The organism is Kitasatospora sp. Root107 (genome assembly GCF_001424875.1).
Lineage (GTDB): Bacteria > Actinomycetota > Actinomycetes > Streptomycetales > Streptomycetaceae > Kitasatospora.
In genome coordinates this window covers 97,570-114,090 of sequence record NZ_LMCT01000056.1, presented here as the reverse complement: position 1 = coordinate 114,090, position 16,521 = coordinate 97,570, and the positions used below count along the sequence as shown (strand labels likewise).

The 16,521-nt window shown below is 73.0% G+C and carries 17 protein-coding genes; 6 read left to right on the top strand and 11 right to left on the bottom strand.

The window, feature by feature from the left end; all coding sequences use genetic code 11:
- Window positions 1-84: 84 nt before the first annotated feature.
- Window positions 85-915, top strand: a complete 831-nt coding sequence (gene nadE / locus ASC99_RS30785) for an ammonia-dependent NAD(+) synthetase (RefSeq protein WP_057238251.1) — start codon at window positions 85-87, stop codon at window positions 913-915.
- Window positions 916-924: 9 nt separating this feature from the next.
- Here the strand turns inward: nadE and ASC99_RS30780 are convergent, their stop codons facing one another.
- On the bottom strand, window positions 925-1,353 hold the full coding sequence (locus ASC99_RS30780) for a nucleoside deaminase (RefSeq protein WP_057238249.1): 429 nt from the start codon (window positions 1,351-1,353) through the stop codon (window positions 925-927).
- Between the two features lie 12 nt (window positions 1,354-1,365).
- On the bottom strand, window positions 1,366-2,199 hold the full coding sequence (locus ASC99_RS30775) for an LLM class flavin-dependent oxidoreductase (RefSeq protein ID WP_057238247.1): 834 nt from the start codon (window positions 2,197-2,199) through the stop codon (window positions 1,366-1,368).
- 94 nt (window positions 2,200-2,293) lie between these two features.
- Between ASC99_RS30775 and ASC99_RS30770 the strand changes: the two genes are divergently transcribed.
- Entirely contained in the window at window positions 2,294-2,749 is a 456-nt protein-coding gene (locus ASC99_RS30770; protein ID WP_057238244.1) for an Lrp/AsnC family transcriptional regulator, read from the top strand.
- 6 nt (window positions 2,750-2,755) lie between these two features.
- Here ASC99_RS30770 and ASC99_RS30765 read toward each other — a convergent pair whose 3' ends face one another.
- The 7 genes from ASC99_RS30765 to ASC99_RS30735 all read right to left on the bottom strand — a co-directional run bounded on the left by ASC99_RS30765 (window position 2,756) and on the right by ASC99_RS30735 (window position 9,622).
- On the bottom strand, window positions 2,756-3,484 hold the full coding sequence (locus ASC99_RS30765; protein ID WP_057238243.1) for a DUF6182 family protein: 729 nt from the start codon (window positions 3,482-3,484) through the stop codon (window positions 2,756-2,758).
- The gene (locus ASC99_RS30760) at window positions 3,481-4,683 is read right to left on the bottom strand and encodes a hypothetical protein (protein WP_235502637.1); all 1,203 of its coding nucleotides are present in this window, start codon (window positions 4,681-4,683) and stop codon (window positions 3,481-3,483) included. Before ASC99_RS30760 ends, ASC99_RS30765 begins: the two co-directional genes overlap by 4 nt.
- Before the next feature lies 1 nt (window position 4,684).
- The gene (locus ASC99_RS30755; protein ID WP_057238241.1) at window positions 4,685-5,587 is read right to left on the bottom strand and encodes an SAM-dependent methyltransferase; all 903 of its coding nucleotides are present in this window, start codon (window positions 5,585-5,587) and stop codon (window positions 4,685-4,687) included.
- Complete coding sequence (locus tag ASC99_RS30750) at window positions 5,584-7,278, bottom strand: GH3 auxin-responsive promoter family protein (RefSeq protein ID WP_057238239.1); 1,695 nt, start codon at window positions 7,276-7,278, stop codon at window positions 5,584-5,586. The genes ASC99_RS30755 and ASC99_RS30750 overlap by 4 nt, the downstream gene beginning before the upstream one ends.
- A complete protein-coding gene (locus tag ASC99_RS30745) occupies window positions 7,265-7,909 on the bottom strand; it encodes a hypothetical protein (protein ID WP_057238237.1) in 645 nt (214 codons plus the stop codon). The genes ASC99_RS30750 and ASC99_RS30745 overlap by 14 nt, the downstream gene beginning before the upstream one ends.
- A gap of 352 nt (window positions 7,910-8,261) precedes the next feature.
- The gene (locus ASC99_RS30740; protein WP_057238235.1) at window positions 8,262-8,465 is read right to left on the bottom strand and encodes a hypothetical protein; all 204 of its coding nucleotides are present in this window, start codon (window positions 8,463-8,465) and stop codon (window positions 8,262-8,264) included.
- Window positions 8,466-8,647: 182 nt separating this feature from the next.
- Window positions 8,648-9,622 (bottom strand): SMP-30/gluconolactonase/LRE family protein, encoded by a 975-nt coding sequence (locus ASC99_RS30735; protein WP_057238234.1) that lies wholly within the window; start codon window positions 9,620-9,622, stop codon window positions 8,648-8,650.
- Between the two features lie 244 nt (window positions 9,623-9,866).
- Here ASC99_RS30735 and lpdA point away from each other — a divergent pair, with 244 nt between their 5' ends.
- From lpdA to ASC99_RS30720, 3 genes are all read left to right on the top strand, one after another.
- Entirely contained in the window at window positions 9,867-11,273 is a 1,407-nt protein-coding gene (gene lpdA / locus ASC99_RS30730; RefSeq protein WP_057238233.1) for a dihydrolipoyl dehydrogenase, read from the top strand.
- A 109-nt stretch (window positions 11,274-11,382) separates the two neighbouring features.
- Entirely contained in the window at window positions 11,383-12,195 is an 813-nt protein-coding gene (locus tag ASC99_RS30725; protein ID WP_162257940.1) for a DUF4184 family protein, read from the top strand.
- Between the two features lie 163 nt (window positions 12,196-12,358).
- Entirely contained in the window at window positions 12,359-12,775 is a 417-nt protein-coding gene (locus ASC99_RS30720) for a MarR family winged helix-turn-helix transcriptional regulator (RefSeq protein WP_057238229.1), read from the top strand.
- Between the two features lie 12 nt (window positions 12,776-12,787).
- Here the strand turns inward: ASC99_RS30720 and ASC99_RS30715 are convergent, their stop codons facing one another.
- Complete coding sequence (locus tag ASC99_RS30715; protein WP_057238228.1) at window positions 12,788-14,053, bottom strand: hypothetical protein; 1,266 nt, start codon at window positions 14,051-14,053, stop codon at window positions 12,788-12,790.
- 180 nt (window positions 14,054-14,233) lie between these two features.
- Here ASC99_RS30715 and argB point away from each other — a divergent pair, with 180 nt between their 5' ends.
- Window positions 14,234-15,193 (top strand): acetylglutamate kinase, encoded by a 960-nt coding sequence (argB, locus tag ASC99_RS30710; RefSeq protein ID WP_082598773.1) that lies wholly within the window; start codon window positions 14,234-14,236, stop codon window positions 15,191-15,193.
- Here argB and ASC99_RS30705 read toward each other — a convergent pair.
- A complete protein-coding gene (locus tag ASC99_RS30705) occupies window positions 15,165-16,490 on the bottom strand; it encodes a serine hydrolase (protein WP_057238225.1) in 1,326 nt (441 codons plus the stop codon). The two genes, argB and ASC99_RS30705, sit on opposite strands and share 29 nt — an antisense overlap.
- Window positions 16,491-16,521 lie beyond the last annotated feature (31 nt).

Sequence of the window (16,521 nt, the reverse complement as noted above, 5' to 3'; positions counted from 1 at the left end):
TGCTTTCGTCCCTGTACGCGCCCGGGGCCCCGGCTCGGCGGTGCGTGCCGACCCCGCCCGTGCGGGCCCGAACGAGGAGCAACCGTGACCGACCTGGCGTCCACTTCCCTGCAGCAGGAGATCGCCCGGGATCTCCAGGTGAGCGCGTCCTTCGACCCGCAGCAGGAGATCGAGCGCCGGGTGGCCTTCCTCGCCGGGCAGTTGACCTCCACGGGCCTGCGGTCGCTGGTGCTGGGCATCAGTGGCGGTGTCGACTCCACGACGGCGGGCCGGCTGTGCCAGCTGGCGGTCGAGCGAGTCAGGGCCGCCGGACAGGAGGCGACGTTCTTCGCGATGCGGCTGCCGTACGGCGCCCAGGCGGACGAGAAGGATGCGCAGCTGGCGCTGGAGTTCATCCGGCCCGACCGGGTCCTGACCGTCGACGTGAAGTCGGCCGGGGACGCCGCGCTGGAGGCGGCGCTGGCCGGTGGCACGGTCTTCCGTGACGCGCACCACCAGGACTTCGTGCACGGCAACATCAAGGCCCGTCAGCGGATGGTGGCGCAGTACGCGGTGGCGGGCGCGCACGACGGCCTGGTGGTGGGCACCGACCACGCCGCCGAGGCGGTCTCCGGCTTCTTCACCAAGTTCGGCGACGGCGCGGCCGACGTGGTGCCGCTCACCGGTCTCACCAAGCGGCGGGTGCGGGCGCTGGCGGACCAGCTCGGCGCACCGGCCGAGCTGGTCTGGAAGACCCCGACCGCCGACCTGGAGACGCTGAACCCGGGCCGTCCCGACGAGGAGGCGCTCGGCGTCACCTACGACGACATCGACGACTTCCTGGAGGGCAAGCCGGTCGCGGAGGCGGCCGGCGCCGTCATCGTCCGCCGGTACCGGCTCACCGAGCACAAGCGTCAGCTGCCGATCGCCCCGTAGACCCTCGGGTCAGCGGTAGTAGCCCTCGACCACGGCCCGTACCTCGTCGAGCAGGGCGGGGCCGTGCTGCGGCACCGGCGGCCGGCCGCTGCCCGGCCTGATGTCCAGGAGCTGTTCGTTCGACAGGGCGAAGACCACCCGCCGTAGGCCCGCCTGCTGGATGACGGCCTCGCACATCCCGCACGGCTGGCAGCTGGTGTACAGCGTGGTCCCCGCCGCAGTCGCCGGGTCCAGCTCGCTCGCGGCCCACCGGGCCAGCTTCAGTTCGGGGTGCGCGGTGATGTCCCGGTCGGTGCGGGTGGTGTTGTGCGCTTCTGCCAGCACCGTCCCGTCCGGTGCCGCCAGCAGTGACCCGAACGGCGGGTCGCCGCCCTCGCGTGCCTTGGCCGCGAGGGCGATGGCCCGCCGGAGAAGGATGTGGTCGTCGGGGGTCGTCATGACTGCTCCGTTCTAGAGGTGTGCGGCCACCGTGGCGAGAGCCTGCCAGGCCGCCTGCGGGTGACAGGTCTCGCTCGGGTCGCCGTGGTACGGGTCGAGGACGACGGATTCGGCGCCCAGCAGCCGCAGTTGGTCGAGGTCGTCGATGATCTGGTCGATGGTGCCCTCGCCGGCCAGCCGCTGCGGCCCGGTGACGGGTGCCGGGGTCAGCCTGAGCGCGATCCGGGGAGCCAGGGCGGGCACCGGCAGGTGCTGCTCCGCCGCCGAAGCGTGGAGTCTGACCGCCGCCTGGCGCAGCCACGGCATGGTGCAGCGGAGCGGATGCCATGCATCCCCGAGCCGAACGGCCCGGCGCAGCCCGGCGTCGCTGTTGCCGCCGACCCAGACCGGGATCTTCCGGTCGCCGTACGCGGTGGTGTCCGCCCAGGCCGCCCGGATGTCCCGCAGGTGATCGTCCGTCAGCCGGCCACGCCGTTCGAACGGGATCCCGAGCGCGGCGAACTCCTGCCGCGCCCAGCCCACCCCCACGCCGAGGACCAGCCGGCCGTCGCTCAACTCGTCGAGGTTGGCGGCCATCCGGGCGGTGAGTAGCGGATGCCGGTACGGCGCGATCAGCACGGTGGTGCCGAGCCGGACCCGGGTGGTGAGCCCGGCCAGCCAGGCGAGGGTGGTGAACGGCTCGTAGAAAGGCGCCGGGTAGCGTTCGGCGACATCGGGCGTGATGGCGACGTGGTCCGAGACCATCAACAGGTCGAAGCCCAGACCCTCCACCGTCCGGGCCCAGTCGCGCAGGACTCCCGGGTCGGTGCCCGGGCCGAAATTGAGGACGTTCACTCCGATCTTCACGGGGTCGAGCCTAGTCAGCAGGTATCGGCCGCCAGAAGGGATTCCTGCCTGTTCAGAGGCGGTTCGCCCGGGGAATCACCGGTAATCTGGGCGGATGACCGAGAGTCTTGACGCGACGGACTGGGCGATCCTGACGGAGGTTCAGCAGGACGGCCGGATCGCCTTCACGGAGCTGGCCCGGCGGGTGAACCTGAGCCCGTCGGCGACCACGGAACGGGTACGCCGGCTGGAGGCGGCCCAGGTGATCACGGGCTACCGGGCCGAGGTGGACCTGGAGCGGACCGGGCACGCCGTGCTCGCGGTGATCCGGCTGAAGTACCCCGGGACCCGGCACGAGCCGCTCCGCCGCCTGATCGGCGAGCGCCCGGAGATCCTGGAGTGCCTGCGCACCACCGGCGACGACTGTTACGTCCTGAAGGTGGCAGCGACCTCGATGGCCCACCTGGAGGAACTCGTGGATGCCCTGGCCCAGTTCGGCAGTACGACCACCAACCTCGTGCTCAGCCGGACGCTGCCGTTCCGCGGCCCGCAGGCGCCCCGGACGCGCTGAGACCTCTCAGCCAACGGGAGTCTCCTCGGTGAGGCCGGCGGCGGCCTTGAGCCGGTCGGGGCGGTGCGGATCGGTGACCACCCGGAGAGCGGCGAAGGGGGTGGCGATGCCGATCAGGCGCGGCACCTGGCGCAGCGTCAGGCTGTCGCCCGGGGCGATCAGTCCGTCCAGGACGGCTTCGACCAACACGTGGTTGAGGTGCACCAGGGCGTCGGCGAGGCTGCACCCCTCGGTGGCCAGATAGAGGTCGCGGTGCCCGGTGGTGGGTCGGCCCGGCAGCCGGACCAGGGTGTCCGGCCGGGCCGGCGGTCCGGCCGGGGCGTCGAAGAGCTTGAGCAGCCGTCGCAGCGTGCTGGCGTTCGGCCCGGGGCCGGGGGTTGTCCAGGCGGCGGTGGAGTCGCCGGCCACGTGGGCGAACCGGAAGCGCTCCCTGAGGTTCGCCGGGTTGCCCGCGAGGAACACGGTCCGGGTGAACGAGCGGCGCCACCGCGCGCCCGCGACGGGGTCGAGGCCGAAGGCGAACGCGCAGGTGGCGCCGGCCCATTCGGCCAGTTCGAGGTGGTGGATCACCGCCACCACCAGGGTCTCCTCGGCCGAGGCGGCGGCGGCCACGCTCTGCTGTGCGTCCAGCAGACCGGCGAGGGTGCTGAGGTCGAAGCGTTCGGCGAGGTCGGGCCGGGCGTGCCGGACCCGGCGGCCCGCCCGGTCGACCAGGTCCTCCTGGAGCGGGCTCATACGAACACCTCCGTGAGCAGTTCCGGGCTGGGCGCGGGGGCACGCTTGCCGAGGAGCGATGTGGTGAGCCGGTACGGGTCGACGTACGTGTGGTCGCGCCGATGCCGGCCGAGCAGCCCGGCGAGGGCAGGAGTACCGAGCTGGCCGGACTCCCCGGTGGCCAGCAGACGCTGCGCCCGGCCCAGGCACTGGCGGAGCAGCTCGGGCCGGAAGGACTGTTCCTGCCCGGGGCCGAGCACGGCGATGAAGTAGAGCCGCATCCCGAGCCGGACGGCGGGTCCGTCGTACTCGGCCAGCGCGGCGGTGAGCAGCGGCCCGGCGTGGTGGTGGCCCCAGCCGCCGTGCCGGGCGGAGCGGATCGAGCCGTCGATCGGGACCCGGCCGACCGGGACGCGCCGGACGGTCGGACCGAGGTCGGCCAGGATCCGCTCGAGGAGTTGGTAGTCGGGGTCGAGCTCCGGGTCGTAGAGGAGCACGATCTCGTCGAAGTCACCGGCCAGCGGTACGAGTTCGCGCAGTGCGCAGGCCAGGTAGTTGGGCCGCCCGTCCGCCGTGACGATCTGCCGCAGCGGGAGCCCGTGCCGGGTCAGGTCGAGGTGGACCGGGCCGCCGATCCGGCGGTGATCCAGGCACAGGCCCCGCGCCGCCAGCCCGTCCAGCATCTCGTCCAGGCCGAGGCCGGGCGGCTGGTGGGCCCGCAGGCCGGGGTCGTGCAGGCCGAGTGCCCGGTACTGCTCGGACCACAGCTCGAGGATCCGGGCGCTGGCCGGGTGCACCCAGCCCTGCTCGACCGCGTCGGCGTAGGGCCGGAGGGACCGGGCGGCGGCGCGCTCGCCGGCGGCGCGGAACGCCACGTAGTGGTCGCCGATCTCCTGCTCGGTGAGGTCCTGGTAGGCGGCGTCACCCTGGGTGCGGTCGAGGAACTCCCAGAAGCCCAGGGTCTGTTCGGTGGGATGGTAGGTGGTGTGGCTGTAGCGGTAGCGGACCTCGGCGAGCGGTCGGGTGGCGCGGTACATCACGTCCGTCCAGAGCAGCCCCTTGAGGTGACTGGGCGTCAGCGGCTTGGACGGTGTGATGGTGATCGGCGCCAGCAGCACCCGGCGGCCGCCGGCCGGGCGGACCCGGTGGCCGGCGTCGTGCAGGGCCTGCGCACCGGCCGGACCCGCGACACCGGCATCGGCGATCACGACGGCCGGCATGTCAGTTCCGCCTCCCGTGGACGAAGAAGACCCGCCGCACGCCGCGCTCCTCGCGCGGCGGCACCGGATCGGGCCAGCGGCCGAAGTCGGCGCCGGGATCGCCGGGTTGGACCGCCTCGGCGGTGTACCCGTAGGTGTCGAACAGCGCCTCGGGCTCGTCGCTGCCGAACAGCCACGGGCAGCCCCAGTCCGCGAACACATCGAGCAGAGCCCGCATCTGAGGCAGGATCAGCGCGTCGGTGTTGACGAGGTCGGCCGCGATCCGGCTGCCGGGCGCCGAGATCGCGGCCACCCGCTCGAGGATGCGGTGGGTGTCGGCCTCGGGGATGTAGTAGAGCAGCCCTTCGAGCAGCCAGGTGGACGGGACGGACGGGTCGTAGCCGGCCGCCCCGAGCCGCTCCTCCCAGTCGGGCGAGGTCAGGTCGACGGCCACCCTGCGGTGGTCCACGCGCGGGGTGAACTCGCCGAGCTGCTGCTCCTTGTAGGCCAGCACGGCCGGGCGGTCCACCTCGAACCAGCGCACCCGGGACGGCCAGTCGAAGCGGTAGGCCCGGGAGTCCATCCCGGCCGGGGCCAGCACGATCTGGGTGGTCTCCGGGTCGGCGGCCGCCGCCTGGAGGTAGTCGTCGAAGAACCGGGTGCGGATCGCGTTGTAGTCGGGCGTGCTCGGCGCCGTCCGCGCACCGGCGGCCGGGAAGGTGGCGGCCCGGAGCTCGGCGAGCAGTCCGAGGCCGGTCTCGCCCGCCAGGGCGGCGGCGTACGGGTCCTGGTAGAGGTGGTCGGCGCGCTGGGTCTCGGTGGCCCGGAGGGCGGCGGTCAGCAGCGAGGTGCGCTCCACCGCGTCCAGCGCGGCGATGGCCGGCGGTGTGATGGCCGGCGGTGAAGTGTCCGGTGCGGTGGTCATGCGGGCTTCCCTTCGGCGGCCGGGTGGCCGGTGAGTCGGTTCCACTGTTCGGGGTCCTGCCGGAACAGCCGGTCCTTCACCTGGGTCGGGCGGACCCCGGTGCCGACGGTGTGCTGCCAGTCCCGCAGGAAGGCGTCCGGGTCGAGCCGCAGGACGGTCGGGTCGCCGAGCCGATGCCCGGACCTGGCCGCGCGGTAGTCGGCGGACTCGGCGCGCAGGCCCTGGTCCAGCAGCGCGGCGAACCGGGTGGTCTCCTCGGCGCTCCACGGGGTGCGCGGTGCGATCGCGAACTCGTAGGCGGGGGAGGGGTCCTGGCTCCGCACCCGGCAGGCGACGTTGCGCAGCTCCAGGCCGGTGCGGTCGAGCGCGCCGGCCAGTGCCCGGGTGACCTGGCCGTCCCGCAGGCGTTCGCCGGCCGCGTTCGAGCGGGTGCTGCGGCCGGTGTACTCGACCCGGGGCACCCCGTCCAGCCGGTCGACCACCCGGACCACGTCGCCGACGGAGTAGCGGTAGAGGCCGCCGACGTGGCTGAAGACCACGTGGTAGTCGCGGCCCACCTCCAGCTCCTGCGGGTCGAGGGTCGCGGTGTCCGGGCCGAGGTCCTGGTCGGCGTCGGCGAACTCGTGGACGGCGGCGGTCACCACCAGGCTGCCCGCGCTGCCGTGCCGGTCCAGGGCCACGCCGGTCGGCCCCTCGGAGGCGGCCACCGGTGCGGGCAGCGCCGTCACCCCGGCGCCGAACTCCTCGCGCAGCCTCGGCAGATAGAGCGAGGCGAGCCCGGTGGTCCAGCAGAACAGCGCCCGCAGGTGCGGCCAGACGTCGGCGGGGCGGACGGTGCCGCGCCGGGCGGCGATCCGCTCCAACTCGGCTGCCCGGCCCGGGTTGGGCGCACGGTGCGGGACACCGCCGAGGGTGCCGTCGGCGACCTCCCGGACGATCCTCGGCCACCACAGGTCGAGCTGGTACGGCAGAGCCGCGATCATCGCCGGGTTGATCCCGATCACGCAGCGCACGTCGCTCTCCACCGCGAGCCGCAGCCGCAGGTACATCCGCTCCAGGTGCGCCCCTGGCTCGACGTGCACCGGCAGGGTGGCCCAGGGGGCGCCGGTGCCGGGCTCCGCCGACAGCGGCTCGCCGAACCTGGCGCCGAAGTCGACCTGGCTGGCGCCGACATGGGGCCGGCCGTCACCGGTGGTGGGCGGTGCGGAGAGCGGGTCGTGCTTGAGGTTGAGCACCGCGTCCGGCCGGTCCAGTACGTCGGGGAAGTGCTCGATCAGCGGTGCCCAGGCGGCGTAGTAGAACGGGAAGAAGGTGGTGCGCATGAAGCGCGGGGTGACCGGGATCTTCTTGTGTGCCCCGGTGGTGCCGCTGCTGGTGAAGTACACCGCGGGCTGATCGGCCGTCAGGAGGTTCGGTTCACCGGCGGCGGCCCGTTCGATCCACGGGCCGAGCGTGGAGTAGTCCTGCACCGGGACGGCCTTGCGGAAGTCGTCCAGGGTCCTGATCCGGTCGAATCCGTGCTGCTTCCCGTACCGGGTACCGGAGTTGAACTCCAGCAGGTCGGCCAGCACGCGGCGGCGGTGGCCGTCGGCGTCGGCGAGCGCGGTGCGCAGCCCGGCCCGTTCCCGGAAGACGCGTTCGCGGTAACGGAGCAGGCGGTCCGGGTCCTGCCAGGCCTCAGCCGAGTTCATCTGCGAGCACCTTTCGTATCGACTCCGCGGTCCGGTCCGGATCGTCCTGCTGTTCGATCACGGTGACCGGGAGGTGGGAGATCTCGTCGTGCATCGTCTTGGCGAGGTCGCTCTGGTAGCGGCGGAAGCTGTCCCAGCTGGGCCGGTCGCCGTAGTACTCCAGGCAGTTGAGCGCGGCGCCGTCCGAGCTGCGGCGCCAGGCGACCTCGGGGCGTACGTCGAGGTAGAGCACCCGGCGGGGCTGCGGGAAGGACCGCCACCAGCCGAGCAGCGCACTGCCGTCGGCCCCGGCCAGTCGGGCCTTGGCGAGCAGCTTGTAGTAGTAGGAGTCGACCAGGGTCGGGGTGGCCGGGGCCTCGTCCAGCCGGTCGCGCAGGTGCACGACGGCGGTCTGCAGCATGGTGACGAGGAAGTCCGGCGACCACGCTCCGGCCTGCCCGGCCACCTCGCGGACCACGTCACGCCGCAGCCGGGCCAGTAGTGCGTGCTCGGGGGCGAGCTGGTCGTCGTCGACCGAGAGCGTCCGCCAGGGCCGGTCGGATCTCCGCAGCCGGGACAGCGCCGAGGACTTGCCTGCGTAGTCGGGGCCGACCAGGACGCAGAAGGCGGGACTGGTTCCGGTTCCGGGCATGGCTCAGCGCTCCTTCACGGGGTGTGGGAGGACGGCGTGCTGGGGTCAGGGGCCGGGTACGACGCGATGGCGGGGTGCGTCCCGCTCGTCGTTGCCGCCTTGTGGACTCGACCATGCCAAGTGGCACACGACCTGGTCAACTAGGGGTAGCCCCCTACAGGTTGACCCGCAAACCCCTGGCTCGAAGGCAGGGGTTGACCACCGTGCCGGGCGTCGGTTTGGCTGGGTGCGCCTGACGGCCCGTCTCCTCCGCCGCCCCTCGGCCGGCCGCCGCTCCGAGCGGGCGGGCCGGCCCGGGGACGGCGGGGAGGATGGGCAGTGCGCGCCCGGGCGGTCTCGGGCGGACGACCCGTCAGCCCGAGACCGCCGCGCGCAGCCGGGCCACCACCACCGCGGTGGCCTCCCGGGTCACCGGGTCGGGGTCGTCGAGGCGTTCGGCCAGCAGCTCGACCGCCGCCGTCACCACCGCCGCGGGGAGCACCACGTCGCGCAGCCCCAGCATCTGGGCGGCCGCCCGTTGGTCGGCGCTGCCGTTGCCCTGGGACGGGAAGGCCATCGGGGCGCTCCTGGAACCACGTTCACTGCTCACTGCTGTTGTACCTCCGTGCCGACTCGCCGCGGGGGATCGGTTGTGCCCGCACTCCGTACCAGCACAACCGATCCCCGGGCCACGGGTTACGCCGGACGGCCGGTGACTCGGTGGGCCGGCCCCGCTGACGGGGCCGGTCCGGTCGGGTGTCAGCCGCGCGGGACGGCGATCACGTTGTAGTCGGTGCCGGGCAGCGGCTCGGTGTCGAAGCGGGCGTTCGGCAGGTAGAGCCGGTTGCGGTGGGCCGCGACGGTGGTCGGGATCCGGAACCGCGGGTCGGTGATCCGGCGGGTCGGCCGGCCGCTGCGGCCGGCCTGGTCCAGCCGCAGCACCGCGATCTCGTTGAACGAGTTGCGCACCACGAAGAGTTCGCGGCCCTGCCGGAGCAGGCCGTCACCGCGGGTCAGGCTCTCCCCGCCGAGGTCCACCTTCCGGGCGTTCCCGCTGCGCGGGTCGACCCGGAAGAGGCTGCCGGTGGTCATGTTGACCACGAGCAGGGCGCAGCCGTCGGGGGTGGTCTCGATGCCGTTGGCGCCGAAGGTGCCCGCCGCCTGGTCGAACTCGCCGGTGAGCGGCAGGTGCACGACCTGGTCCGGACGCGGCAGCCGCCCGCCGGGGCCGAACGGCAGCCCGTACAGCACCGCCTGGGAGGAGTCGGTGAACCAGGCCGCCTCCGGGGTGAGCACCACGTCGTTGACGAAGGTGTCGTCCCCGGCGGCCAGCCGGTACGAGGCCAGCGTCTCGCCGGTCCTGGTGTCCAGCACCCGGGCGTCGCCACCGAAGGCTCCGGCGACGAACAGACGACCCCGGCCGTCCACCTTCATCCCGAGCGAGGGGGTGCCGGCGGCGGGCCCGGCGCTGAACGCCGCACCCCGGCCGGTGGCCAGGTCCACCCGGTGGACGGCGCCGTCGGCGAGCGAGCCGAAGTAGGCCCGGCCCCGGGAGTCGATGGCGATGCCCTCGGGCCGGAAGCCGTCCGGCAGCGCGAACTCGTCCGGCCACCGGGCGCCCGAGAGGTCGGCCGCCCGGGCGGTGGAGCCCAGCAGGGTGGAGCCGAGCAGGGCTGAGCTGCCGACGGCGGCGCCGAGGCCCAGCAGGTTGCGGCGTGAAATGTTTTCGGACATGCGGAAGTGTCCTTCCCCCGTGAAGTTGTTGGCGTCACTCCAACACAGCCCGCCGTGGTCCGCACCGCAGATCCGGGTGTCTGCACAAACGGCGCAGGCGCATCCGGATCCGGCCGTGCTCTCCGCCGTAGGACCGGGCCGGAGTGGACTGGGCGGAGCAGCCAAGGCACCATCACATGCGGTTCACCGTCGGGTTCTGAGCGCCCGGCACCCTCAAAGACGTACTCGGCACGAAGAAGGAAACATGAGCACGCATTTCGATCTCGTCGTCCTCGGAGCCGGCCCTGGCGGTTACGTCGCAGCGATCCGGGCGGCCCAGTTGGGGCTGCGCGCGGCGGTCGTCGAGGAGAAGTACTGGGGCGGGGTCTGTCTGAACGTCGGCTGCATCCCCTCGAAGGCGCTGCTGCGCAACGCCGAGCTGGCGCACATCTTCCAGCAGGAGGCCGAGACCTTCGGGATCAAGGTCGAGGGCACGGTCAGCTTCGACTACGGGGTCGCGCACCGCCGCAGCCGCAAGGTGGCCGACGGCCGGGCGGCCGGCGTGCACTACCTGATGAAGAAGAACGGCATCACCGAGTTCAACGGCCGGGGTACCTTCGTCGACGACCACACCCTGTCGGTGGCGCTGACCGCGGGCGGCACCGAGACGGTGACCTTCGACCACTGCGTCATCGCGGCCGGGTCCACCACCCGGCTGCTGCCCGGGACTTCGCTGAGCGAGCGGGTGGTGACGTACGAGGAGCAGATCCTCACCGACTCGCTGCCGGAGAGCATCATCATCGCGGGCGCCGGTGCGATCGGCGTCGAGTTCGCGTACGTGCTGCACAACTACGGCGTCAAGGTGACCATCGTCGAGTTCCAGGACCGGCCGGTGCCGCTGGAGGACGTCGAGGTCTCCGCCGAGCTCGCCAAGCGGTACCGCAGGCTGGGCATCACGATCCTCACCTCCACCCGGGTCGAGGGGATCGACGACAGCGACCCGGCGGGCAAGGTCAGGGTGACCGTCACCCGCAACGGGCAGCAGGAGGTACTGGAGGCCGACAAGGTGCTCCAGGCGATCGGCTTCGCGCCCCGGGTCACCGGCTACGGCCTGGAGCACACCGGTGTCGCGCTGACCGAGCGCGGTGCGATCGACGTGGACGCCCGGGGCCGGACCAACGTGCCGCACATCTTCGCGATCGGCGACGTCACGGCGAAGCTGATGCTGGCTCACGCGGCCGAGGCGATGGGCGTGGTGGCCGCCGAGACCATCGCCGGCGTCGAGACCATGGAGCTCGACTTCGTGATGATCCCGCGTGCCACGTTCTGCCAGCCGCAGATCGCCAGCTTCGGCTGGACCGAGGCGCAGGCCCGCGAGCTCGGCTTCGACGTCAAGGTGGCGAAGTTCCCGTTCACCGCGAACGGCAAGGCGCACGGCCTGGGCGAGGCGGTCGGCTTCGTGAAGGTGATCAGCGACGGCAAGCACGGCGAGCTGCTCGGCGCCCATCTGATCGGCCCCGAGGTCACCGAGCTGCTCCCGCAGCTGACGCTGGCTCAGCAGTGGGACCTGACCGTCCACGAGGTGGCGCGCAACGTGCATGCCCACCCCACGCTGGGCGAGGCCGTGAAGGAGGCCGTGCACGGCCTGGCCGGGCACATGATCAACTTCTGAGTCACCCCGGAGGTGGGCGGGAGTTCCCGCCCACCTCCGGTCGTTCGGCGGAAAGCGGAATCCGGCTCCACCCCTTGGGCTGAAAAGGCAAGTTGGGTACGGTATGGCCGTGCCGTTCACCTTCAGTCACCCCGCTGCCATCCTGCCGCTGCTGTCCCAGGGGCGAGGCCGAGGCCGACTGATCGCCTCCGGGCTGGTGGCCGGGTCGCTCACGCCTGATCTGCCGTACTTCCTCGCCTCGCTCGCCCCCGGGCTGTACGGCTTCGGCGAGCAGACCCACTCCTGGTGGGGAGTGCCGACCGTCGACGTGCTGGTGGCCGCGCTGCTGGTGCTGCTCTGGCACGGTCTGCTGCGGGCGCCGCTGGTCGCCCTGCTGCCGGTGCGCTGGGCCTGGGCGGCCGACCGGCTGACCGCCGCGCAGCGCCCCCGGGCCGAACTGCCCCGGCAGACCGGCTGGTTGCTGCTGTCCTGCGCGATCGGGGCGGCCACCCATGTCGGCTGGGACGCTTTCACTCACCACGACCGCGAGGGCGTCCGGCTGTTGCCGTTCCTGGCGGACCAACACGTGGCCGGCCAGCCGCTGTACACGGTGCTGCAGTACGGCTCCTCGGCCGTCGCGCTGGTCGCGGTGGGCTGGTACCTGCTGCGTGAGCTGCGGCTGATCGACGCCGAGCGGGTCGCCCCGCTGCCCGCACCGGCGTACAGCACGGCGACCCGGCTGGCGGTGCTCGGCGTGGTGACCGCCGGAGCGGTGGTCGGCGCGACGCTGCGGATCGACCGCTGGACCGACGCGTACCCCGGCGCCTCGAGCTGGGACCTGATCCCGACCACCGCCTTCGGGGTGGTGGCCGGGGTCGGGGCCGCGCTGGTGGCGCACGCCCTGGTGGCGCGGGCCGTCGCGGCGCGGGTGCGGACCTGGTAGTCGCCCGAGGCCATTTGACGGTTCCTCAGGGGATTGGTTCGGACATTGACCAGCTTCCATAGCTAGGTTAGCCTTGCCTAACTATGAATGTCGAACCATTGGTCGACGTCCTGACGCTGCCCTCGTCGCGGTGCGTCCGGGTCGGCCCCGAGGGGTGGTCCGGATGACCCGGCTGCTCGGTCTGACGACCTATCTGATGTCCAGCACCGGCCGGACCGCCCGGGCCGGCCTGGCCGCCAGCGTCGCGCGGCGCGGCCTGCGCCTGTGGCACGTGGCCGTGCTGGAGGCGCTGGTCGAGGCGGGTCCGCTCGCCAAGGGCGAGCTCGCCGCCCGGCTGGACATCAACCCCAGTGACATCGTCAAGGTGGTGGACGACCTGGGCGGCCAGGGCTATCTGGCCTGCACCCGGTCGGCCCGGGACCGGCGCCGGATCAACGTCTCGGCGACCAGGGCCGGCCGCGCCCTGCTGGCCGAGCTGACCGAGGAGCTGGCCGCGGTGGAGGAGGACGTGCTGGCCCCGCTCACCGACGGTGAACGGGCCCAACTTGCCGCGCTGCTCAGCCGGTTGGTCAGTTCCTGACGCCTGCCGGGGTCAGCCGAAGCTGGCGCTGCGCACCGGCCCGGCGGAGCGGATCCGGTCCCGGGCGCCGGTGAGCCAGCTGCCGTTCACCCGCTCGGCGAAGGCGGTGAGGGCCTGCTCCGGGTCGGCCGGGGTCTCGCCGTCGCCCTCGTCCGGCTCGGCCGAGGCGGCCAGCACGGCGTCGGCGAGCTGCTCCGCCGAGCGCTCGTCCGCCGGGGCGTCCTCGGGCTCGCCGTCCTCGGTGAAGGCCATGCCGGACTCCCAGGGAGCGATCACCACCTGGGCGAGCAGGGTGCAGATGTCGGCCGAGACGGCGGGCGGGTCGGTCCAGCAGGTGGCGTGCTCGTAGAGGATCTCCTCGGGCGCGCGCTCGTGCAGCTCCGCGACCAGCTCCGGGTCACAGTCGTTCAGGTCGTACGCCACCACCAGCGCGCGCCGGGCGGCCGCCAGGCCGAGGGCGTGGCTGCCCCGGTCCGGCAGCAGGGCGACCGAGCGGGGCGTGCTGCCGGTGGCGGCGAGCACCGCCCGCAGCCGCTCCAGGCCGTGGCGGCAGGACTCGAAGCTGTCGTGCAGGTAGGCCCAGCGGCCGGTCATCCCGGCCCGGAAGCCGTACGGCGAGAGGGTGGTGAGCAGGCCGCCGGTCAGGGTGTAGTGCCAGCCGCGCAGGTCCTGGCGGTCGGCGGGGGCGGCGTCGGTGGCCCGGGCCAGCGAGCGGTGGATCCGGTCGGCGGGCTCCTCCCAGTCCTCGCCCGGTGCGCCGAGGGCGCCGAAGACCTGGCGCGCCAGGTCGATCCGGCCGTCCATCAGGGCGTTGTGGACCAGTAGGTACCGGTCCGGCCAGTCCTCCGTCAGCCGGTCGTGCTCCTGGAGCACGGCGACCGCCTCGGCGTGCCGCTGCCCGTCCTCCAACGCGACGGCCAGCTCCAGCAGCACCTGCCGGGAGCCGGGGCCGGAGCGGCCGAGGCCGAACAGGCGCCGACGCGGCGTCAGGCCCACGGCCAGCGCCTGCCGGAGGGCGGGCACGGCGAGCTCGGAGACCCCGCGCTCGATACAGGCGTAGCCGAAGGCGAAGAGCTGCTCGGCCCCGTCGGGACGGTCGGTCAGCTCGGCCGCCGCCCCGGCCAGGTCGTCGAAGCCGGCCGAGGCGGCCAGCCGCCCGGCCAGCGGCGCCAGCTCGGCGATCGGCATCCGGTCGGCCCCGGCCCGCAGGGCGCTCATCGCACCCTGCGGGTCGCCGGAGTCGAACAGCTGCCAGGCTTCGGTCAGTTCGGTGTTCACAGGCTCCTCCTGGTGGTCGGCGGTCACGACTCAGGTGGCGCTGGAACGCTCGTCCGACGGTCGTAGTCGTGCCTGATCATCGCGACTGGCCCGGCCCGAGGCAAGCCGATTGCGAGCGGCCCCGCAGTGACCGCCGGTGTTCTTCCGCACGTCACCCTCGGGCCGTTCGCAGCCCGTTGGATGGGCTCGACAGCGAGCCCTGCCGACGTGGTGACGGTTCGCACCAGCCTTGGGGGAGCTTTGAGCAGTCGCGCTGGTCTGCTGGAGGCGCTGCCGTCGCTGGAGCGGCTCCGCGGCAGCACCGTGGTGGTCAAGTTCGGCGGAAACGCCATGGTGAACCAGGAGTTGAAGGCTGCCTTCGCGTCCGACGTGGTGCTGCTCCGGCAGGCCGGTCTGTACCCGGTGGTGGTGCACGGCGGCGGCCCGCAGATCAGCGCGCAGCTCGGCCGGCTCGGCCTGGAGTCCTCGTTCACGGCCGGTCTGAGGGTCACCACCCCCGAGACCATGGACGTGGTGCGGATGGTGCTGGCCGGCCAGGTCCAGCGCGAACTGGTCGGGTTGGTCAACGCCTACGGGCCGTACGCGGTCGGCATCACCGGCGAGGACGCGCACACCATGACGGCCGAGAAGCGGTACGCGGTGGTGAACGGCGAGCCGGTGGACATCGGGCTGGTCGGGGACGTGGTCCAGGTCGAGGCGGGCGCCCTGCGGGCACTGCTCGCGGACGGCCGGATACCGGTGATCTCCTCGATCGCCCGGGGCACCGACGGCCACGTCTACAACGTGAACGCCGACACCGCCGCCGCAGCCCTGGCGATCGCGCTGGGTGCCGACCGGCTGCTGATGCTGACCGACGTCGAGGGCCTGTACGCCGACTGGCCGGACCCGGGTTCGCTGATCGGGCGGCTGACGGCCGGTGAACTCGACGCCCTGCTGCCGGAGTTGACCACCGGGATGCTGCCGAAGATGGAGGGCTGCCTGCGAGCGGTCCGAGCGGGCGTGGCCACCGCCCGGGTCCTCGACGGCCGGGTCCGGCACAGCCTGCTGAGGTCCTTCACCGCCGGCCCCACCGGGACCCTGGTCGTCCCGGACGCCGAGCAGGGGGCAGCAGCTATGGCCTCAGTTCGCAGGGGTGGCTGAGGAAGTTGCCGAGCAGGCCCTCGCTGTCGCCGTTCTTGAACGTGCGGGCCTGGCCGGTCAACCGGCCCTGCTCGAGGCGGAGTTCGAGGCCGAGCATGGGGCTGCCGATCAGGGCGTCGGCGGTCGGCAGCTGGAGCGGGACGAAGGTCCGCAGGTCGTACGCCCGCGAGGCGGTGGCCGGCGCGGTGGCCCGCTCGCCGGTGCTCAGCTCCACCTCGACCGTACGGTCCGCCAGGATGTCGAGCACCAGTGGGAGCTGACCCTCCGGCGTACCGACGGAGCCCGTCCAGCGGCCCGGCGGCAGGTCCATCGGGCGCTCCGGGTCGTCGATCACCGGGGCGATCCGCTGGTCCGTGTACCCCGGGACCAGTGCGGTCAGGACATACCTGACGATCGCGTCCCGGGCCGCCTTGTTGGTGCAGTTGGTCAGCACCGCCACCGAGAGCTGCTGCTCGGGAACGGTGGCGAGCATCGCCGCCACGCCGCCCATGCCGCCGCCGTGGCTCTGGACCACCGGACCGGCGCCCGACGACACCACCCAGCCGAGCCCGTACCCGAGGTGCGCGTTGAGCGGAACGGCGGCGCGGACGGCCGCCGCCGTCTCCGGCTGCAGCAGGCGCTCGTAACCCTGGGCGAAGAGCGCCAGGTCGGTGGCGGTCGCCCAGCCCTCGGTGGCCCCCGGGTGGCTGCTGGCACAGTGCGCGGGGTAGGCGCGGCCGTCGACCGTGTACTTCACCGCAGTCGGGGCGGGGCCGGGATACGACGGCCCGAGGTGCCAGTCGGTCAGCCCGAGCGGCTCGGCCACCCGCTCCCGGACGAAGTCCCCGAGCCGTTGGCCGGTGACCTCCTCCAGCAGCCGGCCCAGCAGGCGGTAGCCGAGGTTGGCGTACTCGAATCCGGAGCCCGGCTCCCGGTACAGCTCGGCGTAGCGCCCCGCGTCGATCGGGCCCTCGCCCTCGCCGTAGTGGAAGTCGTAGTGGGCCGTGAAGCCACCCCGGTGCTGGAGCAGTTGACGCACCGTCGGGGCGGGCCACCGGTAGCTGCCGGGCACGGGTTCGTCCAGCTGCAGCAGCCCGTCGTCAGCGGCCAGGCAGACGGCGGTGGCAGTGACCGCCTTGGTGACGGAGGCCAGCGCGTACGCGGTGCCGGGCGTGGCCGGGATCCCGGCGGCTACCTCCGCCATTCCGTACGCCTCGGCGAGGACGACCTCGCCCCGCTCGGCCACCGCCACGGAGGCCGAGGGGCAGCCGTGTTCGCGAAGCGCCTCGACGCAGTACTCCGCCAGTCCGTCGACCATGGTGGCCCTCCCGTTTCGAAGGCACCGCCGG

Excerpts from the sequence above, each read along its gene's own strand:
- ASC99_RS30780 (WP_057238249.1), bottom strand. The coding sequence starts at position 1,353 with ATGACGACCCCCGACGACCACATCCTTCTCCGGCGGGCCATCGCCCTC.
- ASC99_RS30770 (WP_057238244.1), top strand. The coding sequence starts at position 2,294 with ATGACCGAGAGTCTTGACGCGACGGACTGGGCGATCCTGACGGAGGTT.
- ASC99_RS30765 (WP_057238243.1), bottom strand. The coding sequence starts at position 3,484 with ATGAGCCCGCTCCAGGAGGACCTGGTCGACCGGGCGGGCCGCCGGGTC.
- ASC99_RS30760 (WP_235502637.1), bottom strand. The coding sequence starts at position 4,683 with ATGCCGGCCGTCGTGATCGCCGATGCCGGTGTCGCGGGTCCGGCCGGT.
- ASC99_RS30755 (WP_057238241.1), bottom strand. The coding sequence starts at position 5,587 with ATGACCACCGCACCGGACACTTCACCGCCGGCCATCACACCGCCGGCC.
- ASC99_RS30750 (WP_057238239.1), bottom strand. The coding sequence starts at position 7,278 with ATGAACTCGGCTGAGGCCTGGCAGGACCCGGACCGCCTGCTCCGTTAC.
- ASC99_RS30745 (WP_057238237.1), bottom strand. The coding sequence starts at position 7,909 with ATGCCCGGAACCGGAACCAGTCCCGCCTTCTGCGTCCTGGTCGGCCCC.
- ASC99_RS30740 (WP_057238235.1), bottom strand. The coding sequence starts at position 8,465 with ATGGCCTTCCCGTCCCAGGGCAACGGCAGCGCCGACCAACGGGCGGCC.
- ASC99_RS30735 (WP_057238234.1), bottom strand. The coding sequence starts at position 9,622 with ATGTCCGAAAACATTTCACGCCGCAACCTGCTGGGCCTCGGCGCCGCC.
- lpdA (WP_057238233.1), top strand. The coding sequence starts at position 9,867 with ATGAGCACGCATTTCGATCTCGTCGTCCTCGGAGCCGGCCCTGGCGGT.
- ASC99_RS30720 (WP_057238229.1), top strand. The coding sequence starts at position 12,359 with ATGACCCGGCTGCTCGGTCTGACGACCTATCTGATGTCCAGCACCGGC.
- argB (WP_082598773.1), top strand. The coding sequence starts at position 14,234 with ATGGGCTCGACAGCGAGCCCTGCCGACGTGGTGACGGTTCGCACCAGC.
- ASC99_RS30705 (WP_057238225.1), bottom strand. The coding sequence starts at position 16,490 with ATGGTCGACGGACTGGCGGAGTACTGCGTCGAGGCGCTTCGCGAACAC.